The following is a 20,364-nucleotide window of genomic DNA, read 5'->3' as shown; positions in this document are numbered from 1 at the left end:
GGACGGCTGTTGAATCTGGGAATCCACGCATTCTACCGTGCGGAGCGGCCGCGTGGGATGTCGATGCGGGCCGGGTGGCAGAGCGGCAACATCGCTCCCGGTGCTATTCGAGCGTCGTCACGTGAACGTCTTTGCAAATTACCCACTTGCCGGAAGCGATCAATACATGTGGCTTGTGCATCGGCGTATAAGATTGGACGACATTGACATTCAGCCGCCCTTGCAAACGCGTGCACAGCTCGTTCAGCACTGACACTGGCCCCTCCGCCAGAAGGCCATACCCGCTCCGGAGTCGCCCAACGATCTCGCTCGGCGTACCGTGCAGGAGCATCGACGGCTCGACCCATCCGGCGAATCTGCTGGCGACGACGTCATTGAGTTCATAAAAGACCTGCTCTGCTGACGCGGGCGCTGAAGAGAAAAACAAGCTCCCTTGCGGTCCGGCGTAGTTGAACAACAGGGGGTGCTCGGATTTGAAATCAATGTCGTCGACGTAGCCCACGCTGAGATGATGATCCTTGACCTCCGTGCAGCGCAGCTCGAATCGATGGCGATGATCGCCGCCATGCCAGTCGTCGCACTCGAGCGTCATGGCGAGTTCACTCTCGCCAGCCCGCCAGATTGCGGTGATCTGTGCGTTCAGGTCTTCATAGATGGTGTCGGCTAGTTGTGCAATGTCCATCTGGCGCGCAGTTGTGACTCCGGTTGAACAAGCATAGTGCGGGTGCCGTACCGCGTGGGCACGAGTGCCCACCCTACATTGCAATTATGAATTGGCTGGCGCGGGATCGTCCGTGCTGACGACCGCGACGACACCTTCAGCCTCGACCACTTCTTCCACCGCTGCCTCACCGGTATCGCCCTCTTCCTCCTCGAGCGCGGCTTGCTCGTCGACCGGCGCGGCCACCACTTCCAGCAGGCGCGCTTCGAGCGACAAATCGACTTCATCCCAGCGCACGATGTCCAGGCGCACCGGCGTGCCACGTGCCACCTGCGGCATGCCGGCCAGGCGGATCACCAGCGGTATGTCGGTCAGGCGCAGCACGTCGTCCTTCAGTACGACGGCATCCATCTGCTTGGCCTGTTCCTGCCCCAGCCAGCGCAGGCACCAGTAGCGTTCCATGTTCTGCTGGAAGTCGTTGTAGGCAGCGTAGGCCGCGTCAAAGGCCGAGACGATCGAGAACAGCGTCGCATCGCGCGGCTTGAACGGGGCGACCAGGGGCGCGGTCACGCCGTGTTCGGCGCAGGCGATGATTTGCCACTGGTTCACCAGATCGGTGTAGCGGCGCAGCGGCGAGGTGCTCCAGGCATATTGATCGACGCCGAGGCCCTGATGCGGCGCCGCGTGCGTGACCATGCGTACCTGCATTTTTGCCGCCCAGCCGGCGCCGCTGCCGGCGCCTTGCGAACGGTAGATGCCCGGCACGCCCGAGTCGTGCAGGAGCTTGCCCCAGGTGCTGTTGGCGAAAATCATCAGCTCGGCGACGATTTTATCCAGCGGCGCGCCACGCTTGCGGCGCACGATCGAGACCACGTCGTCGTCGACATAAAAGTTAAAATCGACGCGGTTGCCCTGCTCGGGCTTGAGCCCGAAGGCTTCGCGCTTGACCATGCGGCCCGCTTCCAGTTTTAACGCCCATTTCCACAGCAGGCCCAGTTCAGCCTTGTGCGGATACTCGCCAGCGCCGTTTTCCAGCGTTTCCTCGTTCACCAGCTCGTCGAGGTCGTTGTGGCGCAGGTTGCTTTTAATGGGGACCAGCTCGGCGCGCGTCGTGGTCGAGATCGTCGACCAGTCTTCCGGGTTCAGGACCGCATACAGCGACAAGGCCGGGCAGGTCGTGCCTTCGGCCAAGGTAAACGCGTTGACGACTTCGTCCGGCAGCATGGTGATCTTGTCGCCCGGCATATATACGGTCGACATGCGGCTGCGCGCGATCTTGTCGATCTCGTCGTCCGGCTTGATGGCCAGGCCAGGCGCGGCAATGTGAATGCCCACGCGGACTAGGCCGTCAGCCAGGTGCTCGACCGAGAAGGCGTCGTCGATCTCGGTGGTGGTGACGTCGTCGATCGAGAAGGCGGCAACGTTCGCCGTCGGCAGCGCGGTCGGCGCACTCGGCACGGTAACCGGCGCGAAGCCGGCGCCGCGCGGGAAATTCTCAAACAGGAAACGTCCCATGTGCAAGTCTTTGGGCGAGGCAATGCCCTTGGTGGCGAGCATCAGCCGCGGCGCCGTGGTTTGCAGCTCGTCGGCGGCCGCTTCCAGCGCCTTGTATTCGATGGTGTTCTTGTCCGGCTTGAACAGCAGTTGCGCGACTATTGGCTGCATCGAGGCCGGCAGCGTGCCCGCTTTGAGTTCCTCGACATAGCCGGCCTGGATCAGCGCCTGCTGCTTTTTCTTTTCAATGCCGGCCTGGGCCGCGCGCAGCGACTGCTCGGGGGCGGCCTTGTAGCGTCCGCGCCCTTTCTTGTAGAAATAGATCGGGGCATTGTGCAGGGCCAGCACCAGGCCGGCGGCCTCGGCCGGCAGCGGCGCGTGGCCGAAGTATTCGGCGCCCAGTTCGGCAAACGCGAATTCTTCCTGGCCCGCGACTTCCCACAGGAAGTCGAGATCGACATCAAAGGCGATGCCCTTGGCTTCGTCGAGCAGCACCTCGGGCGCCGGCTTTTCGAACTGCAAGAGGACGTCCTTGATCTTGACCTTGGTGCGCTTGCCGCTGGCGAGCTCGACTTGATAGGCTTCGCCGGCCGTCGACAATACCGTGCCGACCTTGAAGTCGCCTGATTCTTCAAAAAATAGATTCATCTTAATTCGCGTTCTTTGTTGTTGCGGCTGCTAACTGCAATACCGTCGGCAGGAATACCTCGGTGACCATCAGCAAGCCTTGATGACGGCGGTAGACACAGCGCCGTGCATGGAAAACATGTCCGTCCAGATTCCCGCCTAACGCCGTGCGCACGCGCGCCAGCAGCGGGTGGCTGCCGCGCAGCCGGGCAAACTCGAGCGGCCCGCGCGCTACTTGCGGATCGTAAAACAGGGTGGTGCCGAGCGAGCGTTCGCCCAGCGCCGAAAACAAGGGCCAGTCGGCCGCCGTGGCCGACATCGGCACCACGGTGTGGCCGAACACGACGGGCACGCCGTCGCAGCACAGCAGGACTTCGCGCTCCCAGACCCGCTGGCGGCGCGGCAGGCCGATCGGCACCGCCTCCTCCAGCGAACACAGGGCGCTCTTCTGGTGCAGGCGCCGCACGCGAAAGGTCTCGCAATTAGCCACCAGGCGCGCCGTCAGCGAACCGCTCGTTGCCAGCCAGTCGCGGATCGGCGCGTCAGCGCCGACGGCCCTGACGTTGCGGTTCCACCTGGCCAGGCGCAGCGACTTGCCGCTCACCCGGCCGTATCCGCCTGCGTCGCCGCCCAGTCCACTTCAGGCTGGCAAAACGCCAGCACCTCGTCCACATACTGCGGGAATTCGGAAATCGCGTGATCGCTGCCTTCGATCACATGCTGGCGAGCACCTTCATAGTGGGCGACCATGTCACGGTAATCCAGCACTTCGTCGCCGGTTGCCGCGACCAGGAAATAGCGCTCCGGCTGAGTGATGCGCGCAATCTTCAACCCGGCCAGCTCGTCGATGTATTCGCGGCGGAACTCGAACGGCTCATCCGAATGCCAGTTGGTCGTCACGCCGACGTGCTTTTCGAGGTTCTTCAGGGGATCGACCGAGGGGTTGAGCAGCACCGCGCGCACACCCAGGCGTTCGGCCAGCCAGGTCGCATAAAAGCCGCCCAGCGAAGAGCCGACGATGGATAAATTGTGCGGCGCATGGCGTTCGGCCAGCAGCAAGGCCAGTTCCATCGCCGCTTTCGGCGAGGCCGGCAGTTGCGGGCAGATCAGGTCGCCCGCGCGTCCGGCGGCCGTCATCCGCTCCTGCATCACGCGCGCCTTGAAGGACCGGGGCGAGGAGCGGAAGCCGTGCAGGTACAGGATCATTGCGCCAGCGCCTCGAGCAGCTTCTGGTGCACGCCACCGAAGCCGCCATTGCTCATCACCAGGATGTGGTCGCCCGGCTGGGCCGCCTGCACGATGGCCTGCACCATGTAATCGATCTGGTCGAAGCTGTGCGCGATCGCGCCCAGCGGTTTCAAGGCATCCGCCAGCGACCAGCCCAGCGCCTGCTGGCTGCCAAAACCAAATACCAGGTCCGCGTCTTTCAGGCTGCCGGGCAGCGCGTCCTTCATGGCGCCCAGCTTCATCGTGTTCGAACGCGGTTCGAGCACGGCCAGGATGCGGCCCTTGGCGCCGAGCTTCTGGTGCAGGCCGCCGACCGTGGTGGCGATCGCCGTCGGATGGTGGGCAAAATCGTCGTACACAGTAATGTTGTTCACCACGCCGCGCACTTCCATGCGGCGCTTGACGCTCTGGAAGCGCGACAGCGAATCGACCGCCTGCGTCACCGGCACGCCGACGTGGCGGGCGGCGGCAATCGCGGCCAGCGCGTTGGAGCGGTTGTGCTTGCCGGTCAGGTCCCAGTGGACCGTACCCTGGTTCTCGCCATTGAAAATGACGTCGAAGGTGCAGCCGCCCGGATGCTCGACCATCGTCCAGTCGGCGCCATCGGAGACGCCGAAGGTTTCCTTCTCGCTCCAGCAGCCGCGCTTGATGACGCGGGCGAGCGAGGTTTCGTCGCCATTCACGACCAGGCGCCCCACGCCGGGCACGGTGCGCACCAGGTGGTGGAACTGGGTCTCGATGGCGCCGATGTCCGGGAAAATGTCGGCGTGGTCGAATTCGAGGTTGTTCAATACCGCCGTCTTCGCGTGGTAGTGCACGAACTTGCTGCGCTTGTCGAAGAAGGCGGTGTCGTATTCGTCCGCTTCGATAACGAAAAAGTCCGAATCCGTCGCGCCCGACAGGCGCGCGGAGATACCGAAATTCATCGGCACGCCGCCGATCAGGAAGCCGGGCGAATAACCGGCGTCTTCCAGGATCCAGGCCAGCATCGACGAGGTCGTGGTCTTGCCGTGCGTGCCGGCCACGGCCAGCACCCATTTTTCGCGCAGAATATGTTCGCCAATCCACTGCGGACCGGACACGTAGGGCAAGCCGCGGTTCAGGATTTCTTCGATCAGCGGATTACCGCGCGTCATCACATTACCCACTACATACAGGTCGGGATTCAGCGACACCTGTTCCGGGCCATAGCCCTGGATCAGTTCGATGCCCTGGGCCTCGAGCTGGGTACTCATCGGGGGATAAACGTTGGCGTCGCAGCCGGTAACGCGGTGGCCGGCTTCTTTCGCCAGGACTGCCAGGCCGCCCATGAAGGTGCCGCAAATGCCGAGGATGTGAATGTGCATGATCGTGAGGAAAGAAGCGAATACGCGATTCTACCCGACGCGATGCCATTTTTCGTTCAAGAGTATGATCGAGGGCATGATGCCTACCCAGAATTATGACCTCCAGCAATTGCGCGCGCAGATAGCCGCAATGGCGGCGCGCATGATCGCGCAGGACGGCGCCGACTACGCCACGGCGCGCAGGAAAGCAGCGCGCCAGGTGCTCGGGGTGGACCAGCCGCAGCCCAATCTGATGCCCGATAACGGCGAAATCGAAGAAGAAGTGCGGCGCTACCAGGCCCTGTTCGGCGGCGCGGCGCATGCCGAACGCTTGCAGGCGCTGCGCGAAACGGCCTTGCAGGTGATGGATGCGCTGGCCGAGTTCCGGCCCCACCTGACCGGCGCTGTGCTCAATGGCACGGCCGGCGAGTACGACGACATCCATTTGCAATTGTTCGCCGACAGCGCCAAGGAAGTGCAGATCTATCTCCTGAACCGCAACATCACTATAGATATCTCGGAAACCCCGCACTTCAAGGGCGCCAGGCACGATCCGGTTGAAACGGTGAGCTTCCTGTGGCATAAGGAGGCGGTGCATGCCGAGTTGTATGATTTTCATGATCTGCGCGGCGCCTTGAAGCCGCGCAGCGATGGCCGCCTGCAGCGCGTCGACGCTGCCGGCCTGCGCGCCCTGATGCGCACTGACCAATCCCTGGAACAGGACGAATGAAGAAGAATAAAAAGCTGGCCGTCGTGGCGGCCGTAGCGGTGATTTTTGGCGCCCTGGGCGTCGTATTCGGCAGTAAGACAAAAGAGGCGGCGCCGCTGACGACCACCATGGCGTCCACCGGCGGTGCTGCCCACACCGCCTCCACTAATCTATATGCGCGCACCCTGGACGACCTGTCCGGCAAGCCGCAGCCTTTGAAACAGTGGCAAGGCAAGCCTTTACTGATCAACTTCTGGGCGACCTGGTGCGGCCCCTGCGTGCAGGAAATGCCGGAGCTGTCCAGCCTCGCCAACGAGAACGCCGGCAAGCGCTTCAACGTCATCGGCATCGGCATCGATGCGCCGACGGCGATGAGCGAATTCGCTGCCAAGCACAAGATCAAGTACCCGCTGCTGGTGGGCGGCATGGGCGGCACCGACATTGCGCGCGACTTCGGCAATGCCAACGGCGGCCTGCCCTTCACGGTGCTCATCGGCGCCGACGGGCAAGTGCGCAAGACCTACCTCGGCAAGCTGAAGTTCGACGAGTTGAAGGCCGACCTGGCAGGCTTGTAGGGCTGGCGAACGGTCGTTCTTTTCCGAACCTCGTGCAAGTTCGGCGTATCCATAGAGAATTTTATCGCTTGCCAATAGCTGACGTTAGCGGCAAAATGCGACACTTTCGAGCATAGACTCTAGAACATAATGGCGAAAAAGCTACTGCTGCTCAACGGTCCCAACCTGAACTTATTGGGAACCCGCGAGCCTTCGGTGTATGGCGCAGCAACGCTGGCCGACATCGAAAGCGCTGCCACGGCCCAGGCCGTGGCAAGCGGCGGGTCGCTTTCCTGCTTTCAGAGCAACCATGAAGGTGCGCTGATCGACCGCATCCATGCCGCCCGCGAGGAAGGCATCGAGGCGATCGTCATCAATCCTGGCGGGCTGACCCACACGAGCGTGGCATTGCGCGATGCGCTGGCTGCGGTGGCGATCCCGTTCATTGAGGTCCATATCTCAAATATTTATCAACGCGAAGAATTCCGCCACCATTCCTACCTGTCGGCACTGGCCCGCGGCACTATATGCGGGCTCGGCACTGACGGGTATCGGTTTGCCATCGACTTCGCGCTTAAATAGCGTTAATCTACGTCAACTTCATGCATCATCCTCGGCTGCGCCCTCTTTTGGCGCGCTGTTTTACTCTCTTACTATCACAATAATTCCAAGGGGTTTCACATGGATCTACGTAAACTCAAGACTTTGATCGACCTCGTCGCCGAATCGGACATCGCCGAACTCGAAGTGACCGAAGGCGAGAGCAAAGTCCGCATCGTCAAGTCGTCCGCCACGCCCCAAGGCCAGATGATGATGATGCCGTCCGGTATGCAGCAGTATTCGGCGCCCGCCCCTGCCGCCGCACCTGCTGCCCCGGCCGCCCCTGCGGCACCCGCCGTCGCCGTCGAAACCGGCCACGTCGTCAAGTCGCCGATGGTGGGCACCTTCTACCGTTCGTCCTCGCCTGGCGCGGCCGCTTTCGTGGAAGTGGGCACCAACATCAAGGAAGGCGACACGCTCTGCATCATCGAGGCGATGAAGCTCCTGAACGAAATCGACGCCGATGTTTCCGGCGTGGTGACCAAGATCCTGGTGGAAAATGGCCAGCCGGTCGAATTCGGCCAGCCGCTGTTCGTGATCGGCTAATCGTCGGTTGTAGATGCGCCTCCCGGCCGTGATTTCTTCCCGGCCGCATGATCCCGAACCCAGGCCGGCGCACGACGCCGGCTATCTCACCTATCCAAGCTAACCATGTTTGAAAAAATTCTTATCGCCAACCGTGGTGAAATCGCGCTGCGTATCCAGCGCGCCTGCCGCGAAATGGGCATCAAGACGGTGGTCGTTCACTCGGAAGCCGACAAGGACGCCAAGTACGTGAAACTGGCCGACGAGTCGGTCTGCATCGGCCCGGCCCAGTCTTCGCTGAGCTACCTGAATATGCCGGCCATCATCAGCGCCGCCGAAGTGACGGACGCCGAAGCGATTCACCCGGGCTATGGCTTCCTGTCGGAAAACGCCGACTTCGCCGAGCGCGTGGAAAAATCGGGCTTCGTCTTCATCGGCCCGCGTTCCGACTCGATCCGTTTGATGGGCGACAAGGTCTCGGCCAAGCAAGCGATGATCCGCGCCGGCGTGCCTTGCGTGCCGGGTTCGGAAGGCGCGCTGTCGGATGACCCGAAAGAGATCATCCAGACCGCCCGTAAGGTCGGCTATCCGGTCATCATCAAGGCCGCCGGCGGCGGTGGCGGGCGCGGCATGCGCGTGGTCCACACCGAAGCGGCCCTGCTCAACGCCGTGGCGATGACCAAGACCGAAGCCGGTAGCGCCTTCGGCAATCCGGAAGTGTATATGGAGAAGTATCTGGAAAATCCGCGTCACGTGGAAATCCAGATCCTGGCCGACGAACATAAAAATGCCGTCTGGCTGGGCGAGCGCGACTGCTCGATGCAGCGCCGCCACCAGAAGGTGGTCGAGGAAGCACCGGCACCGGGCATCCCGCGCAAACTGATCGAAAAGATCGGCGACCGCTGCGCTGAAGCCTGCCGCAAGATCGGCTACCGCGGCGCGGGTACTTTCGAATTCCTGTACGAAAACGGCGAGTTCTATTTCATCGAAATGAACACCCGCGTGCAGGTCGAACACCCGGTCACCGAAATGATCACCGGCATCGACATCGTGCAGGAACAGATCCGCATCGCCTGCGGCGAGAAGCTGCGTTTCAAGCAGCGCGACATCATGCTGGCCGGCCACGCGATCGAATGCCGCATCAATGCGGAAGATCCATTCAAATTCACGCCGTCCCCTGGCCGCATCACCAGCTGGCATCCGCCGGGCGGCCCTGGCATCCGTGTCGATTCGCACTCGTATGCGGGCTACTATGTGCCACCTCATTACGACTCGATGATCGGCAAGGTAATTTCCTACGGTGCTACTCGTGAGCAAGCAATTCGCCGCATGCAGATTGCGTTGTCTGAAATGGTGGTTGAGGGTATTTTGACCAACATCCAGCTGCACCGCGAATTGATGGTCGACGCCCGCTTCATCGAAGGCGGCACCAACATCCATTACCTGGAACAGAAGCTGGCCAATCGCCCGGACACGAAGGTCGTCGTGTCTCCAGAAAACAAGGCTGACGCATGAGCTGGACCGAAGTCATCATCGAAATCGCACGCGATCACGCCGAGGCCCTGTCGGACGCCTTGATGGAAGCCGGCGCGCTGTCGGTCTCGGTGGAAGATGCGGACGAAGGCACGGACCAGGAAAAGCCGCTGTTCGGCGAACCTGGCATGGAGCCGACTGAAGCAGCCTGGGACCACAGCCGTGTCGTGGCCCTGACGGACGTCGACGCCGACCAGGCAGCGATCATCGCCGAAGCGGCCGCCAGCATCGGATTGACCGACGTCCCGGCCTTCACCACGCGCGCCGTGGCCGATGCCGACTGGGTACGCCTGACGCAGTCGCAGTTCGAGCCGATCCACATCGGCACCAATATCTGGGTCGTGCCGAGCTGGCACGAAGCACCCGACCCGAATGGCCTCATCCTGGAGCTCGATCCGGGCCTGGCCTTCGGCACCGGCAGCCATCCGACCACCCGCCTGTGCATGGAGTGGTTAGAGGCTCACCCTGCGCCGGGCAAGTCGGTACTGGACTACGGCTGCGGTTCGGGCATCCTGGCGATGGTGGCCAAGAAGCTCGATGCGGCGGACGTGACGGGTGTCGACATCGATCCGCAGGCGATCGAATCGGCGCGCGCGAATGCCGAACGCAACAACTGTGACATCACCTTCTATGTGCCGGATGAACTGGCTGCGTCAAGCAACGAACGCCATGCAAGCGGCAAGTTCGACATCGTGGTGGCCAACATCCTCTCGAGCCCATTGAAGCTGATGGCGCCGATGCTGTCCGGCCGCGTGGCGCCGGGCGGTTCGCTGGTGCTGTCCGGCGTACTGGCGCGCCAGGCCGAGGAAGTGGCCGCCGCCTACGCACCTTTCATCAAGCTGGGCGTCTGGGCCGAGCAGGACGGCTGGGTTGCCCTTCACGGGACGCTAGGCCAGGACACGGTACCGGCCGCGCGCTCCTCCACCGCACCTTAAGGAGCCGGCATGGCGCTTGCCACACAATGCCCCCACTGCGGCACGATGTTCCGGGTCGCCTCGGACCAACTCAAGCTGCGTGGGGGCATTGTGCGTTGCGGCTCCTGCCAGGAGATTTTCGACGGCAGCGCGTCGCTGGTCGATCTTGACGCCCTGCCGGTCAAGGCGCCGGAGCCGGTCAAGGCCGAGGCGTCCGCGCCTGTTGATCCTGCGCCCGTTCCTGCCCCAGCCCTATCTGAAGCACCCATCGAACCTGAACCGCAATCCGAGCCTGAGTCTCTCGCGCAGGACGTGGCTACTGTCGACACGCCTGTAGCGATCGTCTCCGAAGACGAACCGCTGGCGCCCCTCGATATGGCCGTCGAGCTGCCGAAGTTCGAGGACCAGCCGGTCTACACGCTCGACTTCAACCATACCTTCGACCCCTTCGGGATCTTGCCGAAGGTGGATGCGCCGGACGACGCCGAGCCCGGGGACGACACGCCCCTGGCCGCTGCCAAAACGGTCCAGCCGGTCCTGCCGCCATGGTCGCAACTGATCAAACATCCCGAGCCTGTGCTCGAGGCGCCTGCTGCCGACAGCGCGGTGGCGGCCGAAGCCCTGCCCGATGCCGGCATCCCCGCCCAGGAGGCCCCTGAGGCCCCTGAGGCCGTCGATTCGCCCTTCGGCCTGCCGGTGGACGAGGAACTGGTGGCGGCGCCCCTGCCCGGCTACGAGCCGGAGCCAGAGCTCGAGCCGGAACCGGAACCGGAGCCGGAATCGGCGCCTGAACCGGCACCGCCCGCCGAAGCACCGCCGCGCGTAAAAATTCCGGCCGCCGACGCGCCGCCGCTGCTCATGCGCGAGTCGACCGCCAGCGCCACGCCGGCGCCGCTCGCTGCCGCGCACGTGCTGGCGGGCGCACGCACGCCGGCCGCCAAGCGCGCCGAAAAGGCCGCGGTGCGGCGCTCCAAGCTCACGCCCACCAAGATCGAATCACAGCCGAAGCTGCGCGCGGCCGAAATCGACGAGCCGGAGTTCGTCAAACGCGGCCGCGCGCAGGAACAGAACGGCCGCACGCGCAAGATCGCGCTCATTGCCGGCGCCATCGCGCTGCTGGTGCTGCTGTTCGCCCAGGGCGCCTTCACCTTCCGCAACGCCCTCGCCGCCCGCTTCCCGGGCGCGAAGCCCGCGCTGGTGTCGAGCTGCGCCGTGTTCGGCTGCCGCGTCGAGCTGCCGGCGCAGATCGACAACCTGGCCATCGAAACGGGCGAACTGACCACGCTCGGCAGCGGCGTCTATTCGTTCACGACCGAGCTGCGCAACACGGCCGGCACGGCCCAGGCCTGGCCCAGCCTGGAGCTGGCCCTGACCGACGCCAACGACAAGCCCCTGGTGCGGCGCGTGTTCGGCCCGAAAGACTATCTCGCCGCCGCCACGCCGGCCGCGAACGGCATCGCGCCGCGCGCCGAACAAGCCATCAAGCTCCACTTCCGGGTGGACGACCTGAAACCTTCCGGCTATCACATCGCCGTCTTCTACCCCTGAATTTTCCCGAGTTCCCATGACCCAACCTACCCTGATCTGCGGTTCGCTCGCCTTCGACAAGATCATGCAATACCACGGCCGCTTCGCCGAAACCCTGCTGGCGGACCAGCTGCACCGCGTGAACGTGTCCTTCCTGGTGCCGACCCTGCGCACCGAATACGGCGGCTGCTCGGCCAACATCGCCTACAACCTGAAACTGCTCGGCGGCGATCCCTTGATCATGGCGACCCTGGGCCAGGACGGCGCCGACTACCTCGAGCGCCTGCGCAACTTCGGCATCAAGACGCGCGCCATTAAAACGATCCCTGACGCCTACACGGCCCAGTGCTTCGTCACGGCCGACCAGGACAACAACCAGATCAATGCCTTCCACCCGGGCGCGATGCAGTTCTCGCACGAGAACAAGGTCGCCGACCAGGGCCCGCTGCGCGTGGCCATCATCGCCCCGGACGGGCGCGACGGCATGCTCCAGCACGCGCGCGACTGCGCCGCCCAAGGCGTGCCCTTCATGTTCGACCCGGGCCAGCAGCTGCCGATGTTCAGCGGCGAAGAACTGCTGACCTTCATCGAGCAGGCCACTTACCTGGCCGCGAACGACTACGAGTTCGAGATGGTCATGGACCGCACCGGCCTGGCGCTGGAAGACATCGCAGCGCGCCTGGACGCCCTGATCGTCACGCGCGGCGAAAAGGGTTCGGAAATCTACGCCGGCGGCGAGCGCTACGACATCCCGCCGGTCGCCGCCTCCGCCGTGGTCGACCCGACCGGCTGCGGCGATGCCTACCGCGCCGGCCTCCTGTACGGCATCGCCCAGGGCTACGACTGGAACACGACCGGCCGCCTGGCCAGCCTGCTCGGCTCGATCAAGATCGCCCACCAGGGCGGCCAGAACCACAGCTTCACGCCCCAGGAAATCGCCGACAAGTTCGAATCCGCCTTCGGCTACCGCCTGAAGTAAAGCCCGGCCCGCGGCGTCCCTGACGCACAAAAAAAAATGGGCAGCCAACGCTGCCCATTTTCACATCTGCACCATCCCAATCAAATCGGCACCACAGTCCGCAGCAGATACAACGCGATCTGCAGCAGCAACACCGCCACCAGCACCGACAAATCCAGCCCCCCGATCGGCGGCACCACCTTGCGGATCGGCCGCAACAGCGGTTCGTTCAGCGCGTGCACGAAGGGCGCCAGCGGCGCATGCGGATTGACCCAGCTGAAGATCGCCTCGATGATCAGGAGCGCGATGAAGCCGTAGATGATCCACTTCACGAAGCGCGCCAGCGCCAGCAGCAGCACCTGCTCGACGGAAGCACCGATGATGAACAGGACCGAGGTCGCCAGCAGCACCACCAGGAAGGCGCCGATCAGGCTCGCCCAGTCGTAGCCGCCCGCCCCCGGCACGATGCGGCGCAGGGGTTTGACCAGCCAGTCGGTCAGCTTGAAGGTGAACTGTGCCACCGAGGCGGGAGGACGCACGCGGATGGCCTGCATCCAGAAGCGCAACAGCAGCACTCCGCCCAGCACTGTGGCAATGGTATCGACGATCAACTGAAGAATGGGCAGCACGACTACTCCTTGAAATAAAAAAAACCGCTGTGTGAAGGGTTCACACAGCGGTATTTTGCCCTAAGCGGGCACGACTTGCTGTTACGGACGGCTGCTGGTCGGGAACGGCCAGGCGGCTGCCGGTGCCAGCACGGTCTTGGCGGCCGGCGCTGGTGCTGCCGGCTTGGCTTCGCCTGCCTGGGCTGGCTTGGCTTCCGCTTCCTTGGCTGCCGGCTTCTTCGCCGCAGCTTTCTTTGCTGCTGGCTTGGCGGCCGCTTCCGGCTTGGCTTCGGCCTTGGCTGCTTCCGGCTTCGCTTCGGCCTTCACGGCTTCCGGCTTGGCTTCGGCCTTGGCTTCCGCCTTGGCGGCTTCCGGCTTGGCTTCGGCCTTCATCGCTTCCGGCTTGGCTTCCGCCTTGGCTGCTTCCGGCTTGGCTTCGGCCTTGACGGCTGGCTTGGCGGCTGGCTTGGCTGCTGCCGATACGGCTGGCTTGGCGGCTGGCTTGGTCGCGGTGGTCTTGGTCGCAGCTGGCTTCGCGGCGGTCGTGGTAGCAGCAGCTTTGGCTGGTGCTGGGGTGGCAGTCTTGGCGGCTGACTTGACCGGCGCCTTTACGGCACTTTTGGCAGCGGCTTTGGCCGGTGCCTTGGCTGCGCTCTTGGCTGGCGACTTGGCCGGTGCCTTCGATGCAGTCTTTGCCGGTGCTTTGGCTGCAGTCTTGGCGGCGCTCTTGGCCGGTGCTTTTGCCGGGCCCTTCGAGACCGACTTGGCTGCCGACTTGGTTGCAGCGGCCTTCGCTACCGGCTTGGCTGCCGACTTGGTCGCGGTCTTCTTGGCGGCTGGCTTGGCGGCCGACTTGGCTGCCGATTTAGCTGCTGGCTTGGCTGCCGATTTGGCGGCGGACTTCGCTGCCGGCTTGGCTGCCGACTTCTTCGCTGCTGGCTTGGCGGCCGACTTGGTCGCTGCGGCTTTTGCTACCGGCTTGGCTGCGGTCTTCTTGGCAGCTGGCTTGGCGGCGGCTTTGGTCGCGGTTTTCTTCGCGGCTGGCTTGGCTGCGGCTTTGGTCGCGGTTTTTGCTGCCGGCTTGGCTGCAGTCTTCTTTGCAGCTGGCTTGGCGGCGGCCTTGGTCGCGGTCTTCTTCGCGGCCGGCTTGGCTGCGGCTTTCTTTGCAGCTGGCTTGGCTGCTGGCTTGGCTGCAGCTTTCTTTGCTGCTGGCTTGGCTGCCGACTTGCTTGCAGCTGCTTTCGCTGCTGGCTTGGCTGCTGCCTTCTTTGCAGCTGGCTTGGCGGCTGGCTTGGCTGCTGCCTTCTTTGCAGCTGGCTTCGCGGCTGGCTTGGCTGCTGCTTTCTTGGCAGCTGGCTTTGCTGCTGGTTTAGCAGCGGCTTTCTTTGCAGCTGGCTTTGCGGCTGGCTTGGCTGCGGCTTTCTTCGCCGCTGGCTTTGCTGCGGCCTTTGCCGGCGCCTTCGATGCAGCCTTGGCAGCGGCTTTCACCGGTGCTTTCACTGCGCTCTTGGCTGCCGACTTGGCGGCTGGTTTCTCTGCGGCGGTCGATTTCGATGCCGGTTTTGCTGCTGGTTTCTTAGCTGCTGTTGCCATTTCGTTCTCCTTCTCTGCGATGAGAAATTTACGCTACAAGGTTGAAACCCGTCCGTCCGGATGGCCGAACGGGTTATTCATCGGCATAAACCGTTTGCGGTTCCTGCCAATGAATCCGGCACCAGCTGAACTGCTGCAACTCCTCACAATTGCAGCGCTTCAGCCAACGACGTCGGGACACTCACCCATTACTTAGCTGCGCTTTCACATCGCTGCCCTTACGAGCACGAAAAGAAAAAGCCGCCATGCCTGAACACGATCAGGCAGTGCGGCTTGTTCTTTTCGTTACGCTTATGTGCATGCTGGCTTGAATCAGCGTCCCATTATTAAAGTCCCGATCGACGCGTTGCGCTGCATTTGCTTGCGCTGGCGACGTCTGCCGAGGCTCCCTAATTCGATCAGTTTCCTTTGCCCGCGAGCATGCGAAAAAATCCATGTTCACGTTTTGACAAATTCAATCACGTAAAGTACACGAAAACCTTGTCACTCCGCAACCCACACACGAGTAAATTCGTCCACTTACGACGACTACAACAAATCTCGTGCTGGAACCAAACTGCACGCTACACCATTTCATTTCAAAGCGCGCCTGATTCCATCAGGCTTACTTCGATTTACGGATGCTTGCGGCGATCGAGGAACGGGTGTCGCACGCGATCACGAATACTCGTTCAAATACGTCGCGCGCATCGCACATTTCGCCATCCGCAGCGCGCCATCATGCATTCGACGCGCACCATTTGGCCTTGCCCCTACCTGCTTTGACCATACAAAGCGGCAGATGTCCCGAACCCGGTCGCGCGCGGGAGCATGTGTGCAGGCTTTCACCGGAGGCTGTCGCCGGAAAGGCCGCGCTTCACGTCCGCCCATGAAAAAAGCCCGATGATTTCTCATCGGGCTTTCTGCCATCTATATAGAGGAAGCTGGAATCAATCCCAGTTCAGCGCGCCGCCGGTCTGGTACTCCGTCACGCGCGTCTCGAAGAAGTTACGTTCCTTCTTCAAGTCGATCATCTCGCTCATCCACGGGAACGGATTCTCTTCGGCCGGGAACAGCGGATCGAGGCCGATCTGCACCGCGCGGCGATTCGCGATGAAGCGCAGGTAGCCCTTGAACATCGGGGCGTTCAGGCCCAGCACGCCGCGTGGCATGGTGTCTTCGGCGTAGCGGTATGGGAGTCGACGGCTTCCAGGAACTGGGGATTGGTCTCGTCCCGGGAGGCGGGGGTCCACGGCAGCGGGTTGTTCATCTTGAGCGTGTCGACCAGGTCAAGCAGGCGCCGGCACAAAAAAGCCCGATGATTTCTCATCGGGCTTTTTGACGTCTATACGAGCCGCCTGAAATCAATCCCAGTTCAGCGCGCCGCCGGTCTGATACTCCGTCACGCGCGTCTCGAAGAAGTTACGTTCCTTCTTCAAGTCGATCATCTCGCTCATCCACGGGAACGGATTCTCTTCCGCCGGGAACAGCGGGTCGAGACCGATCTGCACCGCGCGGCGATTCGCGATGAAGCGCAGGTAGCCCTTGAACATCGGGGCGTTCAGGCCCAGCACGCCGCGCGGCATGGTGTCTTCGGCGTAGCGGTATTCGAGTTCCACGGCTTCCAGGAACAGGGCCTTGATCTCCTCGCGGAAGGCCGGGGTCCACAGCAGCGGGTTTTCCATCTTGATCGTGTTGATCAGGTCGATGCCGAAGTTCACGTGCATCGACTCGTCGCGCAGGATGTACTGGTACTGCTCGGCGGCGCCCGTCATCTTGTTCTGGCGGCCCAGCGCCAGGATCTGGGTGAAGCCGACGTAGAAGAACAGGCCTTCCATCAGGCAGGCGAAGACGATGATCGATTTGAGCAGCTTCTGGTCGTTTTCCAGGGTGCCGGTCTCGAATTTCGGGTCGGTCAGCGTGTCGATGAACGGGATCAGGAACTGGTCCTTGTCATGGATCGAGGCCACTTCGTTGTAGGCGTTGAAGATTTCCTGCTCGTCCAGGCCGAGCGACTCGACGATGTACTGGTAGGCGTGGGTGTGGATCGCTTCTTCAAAAGCCTGGCGCAGCAGGTACTGGCGGCATTCGGGGGCCGTGATGTGGCGGTAGGTGCCCAGCACGATGTTGTTCGCGGCCAGCGAGTCGGCGGTAACAAAAAAGCCCAGGTTGCGCTTGACCAGGCGGCGCTCGTCTTCCGACAGGCCGTTCGGGCTCTTCCAGAGCTCGATGTCGCGCTGCATGTTCACTTCCTGCGGCATCCAGTGGTTCGCGCAGCCGGCCAGGTACTTGTCCCAGGCCCATTTGTACTTGAATGGCACCAGCTGGTTGACGTCGGTTTTGCCGTTGATGATGCGCTTGTCGTCGGCATTCACGCGCTTGGCGACCAGGGCGGTGTCGGTCGTTTCCGGCAGGCCGCCGACCTGCGGTGGGCGCGCACCTTGTGCGCTGGTTGGTTCATCGTCCCATGACAGCATGATAATTCCTCTTTTATTCTAGACGGCAGCGCCCGGCGCGAAGGCCGGGCGTGCATTTCAATACTTAAAACTTATTGGCAAGCTTCGCACTCGTCGAAACCGTCGTCGCCCGGACGCAGGTAGCAGGCTTCGCCATCGGCTTCCTCGGCTGCAGCCGCAGCCACCGGGGCCGCGACAGGGGCCGTAAAGGCCGCCGGTGCCGCGTGACCGACCATGCCGCCCGAGACCGGCACCGCGTTCAGCGCGCCGGTGCGGGTGGTCGACTTCTCCATGTGCGTCGCCGCGATGGTACGGAGGTAGTAGGTCGTCTTCAGGCCGCGCAGCCAGGCCAGCTTGTAGGTCTCGTCCAGCTTCTTGCCCGAGGCGCCGGCCATGTAGATGTTCAGCGACTGGGCCTGGTCGATCCACTTCTGGCGGCGCGATGCCTGCTCGACCAGCCATTTCGGCTCGACTTCGAAGGCCGTGGCGTAGATGTCGCGCAGGTCTTGCGGCACGCGGTCGATCTTGGACAGCGATCCGTCGAAGTACTTCAGGTCGGCGATCATGACTTCGTCCCACAGGTCGCGCGCCTTCAGGTCGCGCACCAGGTAGCCGTTGATCTCGGTGAATTCGCCCGACAGGTTCGACTTCACGTACAGGTTCTGGAAGGTCGGCTCGATGCAGGCCGAGACGCCAATGATGTTCGAGATCGTCGCGGTCGGGGCAATCGCCACGCAGTTCGAGTTGCGCATGCCGAACTCCTTGATGCGGTTACGCACCAGGCTCCAGTCCATCGACTCGCTCGTGTCCTGCTCGAGGTAGCCGCCGCGCTCTTCCGCCAGCAGCTTGATCGAGTCCTGCGGCAGGATGCCGCGGTCCCACAGCGAACCGCTGTACGACTCGTAACGGCCGCGCTCTTCGGCCAGTTCGGTCGATGCCAGGTAGGCGAAGTAGCAGACGGCTTCCATCGAACGGTCGGCGAATTCCACCGCTTTGTCCGAGGCAAACGGCACGCGCATCATGTGCAGGCAGTCCTGGTGACCCATGATGCCCATGCCGACCGGACGGTGGCGCAGGTTCGAGTTACGGGCCTTTTCGACGGCGTAGTAGTTGATATCGATGACGTTATCGAGCATGCGCATCGCGGTGCGGATCGTCTTCTGCAGTTTTACATGGTCCAGGCCATCGCCCTTCATGTGCTGCGGCATGTTGATCGAGCCCAGGTTGCAGACCGCGATTTCGTCGGCGCTGGTGTTCAGGGTGATCTCGGTGCACAGGTTCGACGAGTGCACGACGCCGACGTGCTGCTGCGGCGAACGGATGTTGCACGGATCCTTGAACGTGATCCATGGGTGGCCGGTTTCGAACAGCATCGACAGCATCTTGCGCCACAGGTCGAGCGCTTCGATCTTCTTGAAGACCAGCATTTCGCCGCGCTCGGCCTTGGCTTCGTACGCGGTGTAGGCGGTTTCGAAAGCCTTGCCGACCAGGTCGTGCAGGTCAGGCGTTTCGCTCGGGGTGAACAGGGTCCAGTAACCCTTTTCCATCACGCGCTTCATGAACAGGTCGGGAATCCAGTTGGCCGTGTTCATGTCGTGGGTGCGGCGGCGGTCGTCGCCGGTGTTCTTGCGCAGGTCGAGGAATTCCTCGATGTCCATGTGCCAGGTTTCCAGGTAGGCGCAGACCGCGCCCTTGCGCTTGCCGCCCTGGTTCACGGCCACGGCCGTGTCGTTGACCACTTTCAGGAAGGGAACCACGCCCTGCGACTTGCCGTTGGTGCCCTTGATGCGCGAACCGAGCGCACGCACCGGGGTCCAGTCGTTACCGAGGCCGCCGGCGAACTTCGAGAGCAGCGCGTTTTCCTTGATGGCGTCGTAGATGCCTTCCAGGTCGTCGCCCACCGTCGTCAGATAGCACGACGACAGCTGCGAGCGGCGGGTGCCCGAGTTGAACAGGGTCGGCGTGGAGCTCATGAAGTCAAAGCTCGACAGCAGGTTGTAGAACTCGATGGCGCGTGCTTCGCGGTCCGCTTCGCGCAGGGACAGGCCCATGGCGACGCGCATGTAGAAGGCCTGCGGCATTTCGATGCGGGTTTCGCGCACGTGCAGGAAGTAGCGGTCGTACAGGGTCTGCAGGCCGATATAGCCGAATTGCAGGTCGCGGTCGGCCACTAAGGCTTTGGCCAACCGCTCGAGATCGTAGTTACCCAGTTCAGCGTCGAGCAGTTCGTTCTCGATGCCCTTGGCGATGTATTGCGGGAAGTAGGTGAGGTATTCGGCGGCGGCTTTCGCTTGCGCGACTTCCTTGCCGAAGACTTCCTTGCGGATCGTGTGCAGCAGGATGCGGGCCGTAACCTGGCTGTAGGCCGGGTCGGTTTCCATCAGGGCGCGGGCGGCCAGGATGGCGGACTTGTACAGCTCTTCGACCGGCACGCCGTCGTACAGGTTGCGCAGGGTTTCGGCGACGATCGCTTCGGCGTCGACGTGCTTTTCCAGGCCGACGCAGGCGGCGTTCACCAGGGCGTGCACGTCGTTGATGTCCAGAGGCTTGCGCTGGCCGTTGTCGACCACGTGGATCTGCGGTGCTGCCACATGGGTGACGCCCGAGGCTTCCTTGGCGGCGCGGCGCTCTTCCATCTGCTTGGCGCGGTACAGCACGTAGGCGCGCGCGACATCGTGTTCGCCCGAGCGCATCAGCGACAGTTCCACCTGGTCCTGCACATCTTCGATGTGGAAGGTGCCGCCGTTCGGCTGGCGGCGCATCAGGTTGGCGACCACGTTATTGGTCAGCTCTTCCACCAGCTCGCGGATGCGGGCCGAGACGGCGCCCTGGCCGCCGGCGACAGCCAGGAAGGCCTTGGTCATCGCGACCGAGATCTTGTTCGGCTCGAAAGGCACGACGGCGCCGTTGCGGCGCAGGATGCGGTAGTCGGCGCGTGCGGCCAGCTCGGCGGCGCTGTTGGCGCCGGCAGCCGTTCCTGGTGCCGCGTGCGGGTGGATGGAAATGTCTTGTGAAGTCTGCATGGGGCCTCCAGGAAGGGCAGTCGGGCTGCCGCCTATGGTTATCGAGCTTTT

17 protein-coding genes and 1 pseudogene are annotated in these 20,364 nt (G+C 62.9%); 8 read left to right on the top strand and 10 right to left on the bottom strand.

Going from position 1 to position 20,364, the window contains the following annotated elements; all coding sequences use genetic code 11:
- Positions 1-103: 103 nt before the first annotated feature.
- The 5 genes from NMB41_RS03320 to mpl form a co-directional block, all read right to left on the bottom strand.
- Positions 104-682 carry a hypothetical protein gene (locus tag NMB41_RS03320; protein ID WP_494381065.1) on the bottom strand — a complete coding sequence of 193 codons (579 nt, stop codon included), beginning with the start codon at positions 680-682 and terminating at the stop codon, positions 104-106.
- Between the two features lie 84 nt (positions 683-766).
- Positions 767-2,803, bottom strand: coding sequence for a ribonuclease catalytic domain-containing protein (locus tag NMB41_RS03315; RefSeq protein WP_494381064.1), 2,037 nt, complete (start codon positions 2,801-2,803; stop codon positions 767-769).
- 1 nt (position 2,804) lies between these two features.
- Entirely contained in the window at positions 2,805-3,386 is a 582-nt protein-coding gene (locus tag NMB41_RS03310) for a chorismate--pyruvate lyase family protein (RefSeq protein ID WP_494381063.1), read from the bottom strand.
- Complete coding sequence (locus NMB41_RS03305) at positions 3,383-3,988, bottom strand: YqiA/YcfP family alpha/beta fold hydrolase (protein WP_494381062.1); 606 nt, start codon at positions 3,986-3,988, stop codon at positions 3,383-3,385. Before NMB41_RS03305 ends, NMB41_RS03310 begins: the two co-directional genes overlap by 4 nt.
- The gene (mpl, locus tag NMB41_RS03300; RefSeq protein ID WP_494382929.1) at positions 3,985-5,319 is read right to left on the bottom strand and encodes a UDP-N-acetylmuramate:L-alanyl-gamma-D-glutamyl-meso-diaminopimelate ligase; all 1,335 of its coding nucleotides are present in this window, start codon (positions 5,317-5,319) and stop codon (positions 3,985-3,987) included. The genes NMB41_RS03305 and mpl overlap by 4 nt, the downstream gene beginning before the upstream one ends.
- Before the next feature lie 112 nt (positions 5,320-5,431).
- Here mpl and NMB41_RS03295 point away from each other — a divergent pair, with 112 nt between their 5' ends.
- From NMB41_RS03295 to NMB41_RS03260, 8 genes are all read left to right on the top strand, one after another.
- Positions 5,432-6,064: a hypothetical protein gene (locus tag NMB41_RS03295; protein WP_494381061.1), complete on the top strand. Its 633-nt coding sequence runs from the start codon at positions 5,432-5,434 to the stop codon at positions 6,062-6,064.
- Positions 6,061-6,618, top strand: coding sequence for a TlpA disulfide reductase family protein (locus NMB41_RS03290; protein ID WP_494381060.1), 558 nt, complete (start codon positions 6,061-6,063; stop codon positions 6,616-6,618). The genes NMB41_RS03295 and NMB41_RS03290 overlap by 4 nt, the downstream gene beginning before the upstream one ends.
- A gap of 129 nt (positions 6,619-6,747) precedes the next feature.
- Complete coding sequence (gene aroQ, locus NMB41_RS03285) at positions 6,748-7,179, top strand: type II 3-dehydroquinate dehydratase (RefSeq protein ID WP_494381059.1); 432 nt, start codon at positions 6,748-6,750, stop codon at positions 7,177-7,179.
- Between the two features lie 99 nt (positions 7,180-7,278).
- Positions 7,279-7,743: an acetyl-CoA carboxylase biotin carboxyl carrier protein gene (gene accB / locus NMB41_RS03280; RefSeq protein WP_494381058.1), complete on the top strand. Its 465-nt coding sequence runs from the start codon at positions 7,279-7,281 to the stop codon at positions 7,741-7,743.
- Between the two features lie 105 nt (positions 7,744-7,848).
- Positions 7,849-9,237, top strand: coding sequence for an acetyl-CoA carboxylase biotin carboxylase subunit (gene accC / locus NMB41_RS03275; protein ID WP_494381057.1), 1,389 nt, complete (start codon positions 7,849-7,851; stop codon positions 9,235-9,237).
- The gene (prmA, locus tag NMB41_RS03270; RefSeq protein ID WP_494381056.1) at positions 9,234-10,190 is read left to right on the top strand and encodes a 50S ribosomal protein L11 methyltransferase; all 957 of its coding nucleotides are present in this window, start codon (positions 9,234-9,236) and stop codon (positions 10,188-10,190) included. The genes accC and prmA overlap by 4 nt, the downstream gene beginning before the upstream one ends.
- 9 nt (positions 10,191-10,199) lie before the next feature.
- Positions 10,200-11,717, top strand: coding sequence for a zinc-ribbon and DUF3426 domain-containing protein (locus tag NMB41_RS03265; RefSeq protein ID WP_494381055.1), 1,518 nt, complete (start codon positions 10,200-10,202; stop codon positions 11,715-11,717).
- Between the two features lie 16 nt (positions 11,718-11,733).
- Positions 11,734-12,675: a carbohydrate kinase family protein gene (locus NMB41_RS03260; RefSeq protein ID WP_494381054.1), complete on the top strand. Its 942-nt coding sequence runs from the start codon at positions 11,734-11,736 to the stop codon at positions 12,673-12,675.
- An 80-nt stretch (positions 12,676-12,755) separates the two neighbouring features.
- Here NMB41_RS03260 and NMB41_RS03255 read toward each other — a convergent pair whose 3' ends face one another.
- The 5 genes and pseudogenes from NMB41_RS03255 to NMB41_RS03235 form a co-directional block, all read right to left on the bottom strand.
- Entirely contained in the window at positions 12,756-13,283 is a 528-nt protein-coding gene (locus NMB41_RS03255; protein ID WP_494381053.1) for a YggT family protein, read from the bottom strand.
- 81 nt (positions 13,284-13,364) lie between these two features.
- Complete coding sequence (locus NMB41_RS03250; RefSeq protein WP_494381052.1) at positions 13,365-14,855, bottom strand: transcriptional regulator; 1,491 nt, start codon at positions 14,853-14,855, stop codon at positions 13,365-13,367.
- A gap of 929 nt (positions 14,856-15,784) precedes the next feature.
- Positions 15,785-16,128: pseudogene (locus tag NMB41_RS03245) on the bottom strand (ribonucleotide-diphosphate reductase subunit beta); the annotation flags it as partial.
- Between the two features lie 70 nt (positions 16,129-16,198).
- Entirely contained in the window at positions 16,199-17,311 is a 1,113-nt protein-coding gene (locus tag NMB41_RS03240) for a ribonucleotide-diphosphate reductase subunit beta (RefSeq protein ID WP_494381051.1), read from the bottom strand.
- A gap of 71 nt (positions 17,312-17,382) precedes the next feature.
- On the bottom strand, positions 17,383-20,313 hold the full coding sequence (locus NMB41_RS03235) for a ribonucleoside-diphosphate reductase subunit alpha (protein ID WP_494381050.1): 2,931 nt from the start codon (positions 20,311-20,313) through the stop codon (positions 17,383-17,385).
- Between the last annotated feature and the right edge of the window lie 51 nt (positions 20,314-20,364).

This window comes from Massilia sp. FBCC-B171, assembly GCF_059134155.1.
Note: the sequence above shows the minus strand (reverse complement) of the source record. Positions and strands in the feature narration are given on the sequence as shown.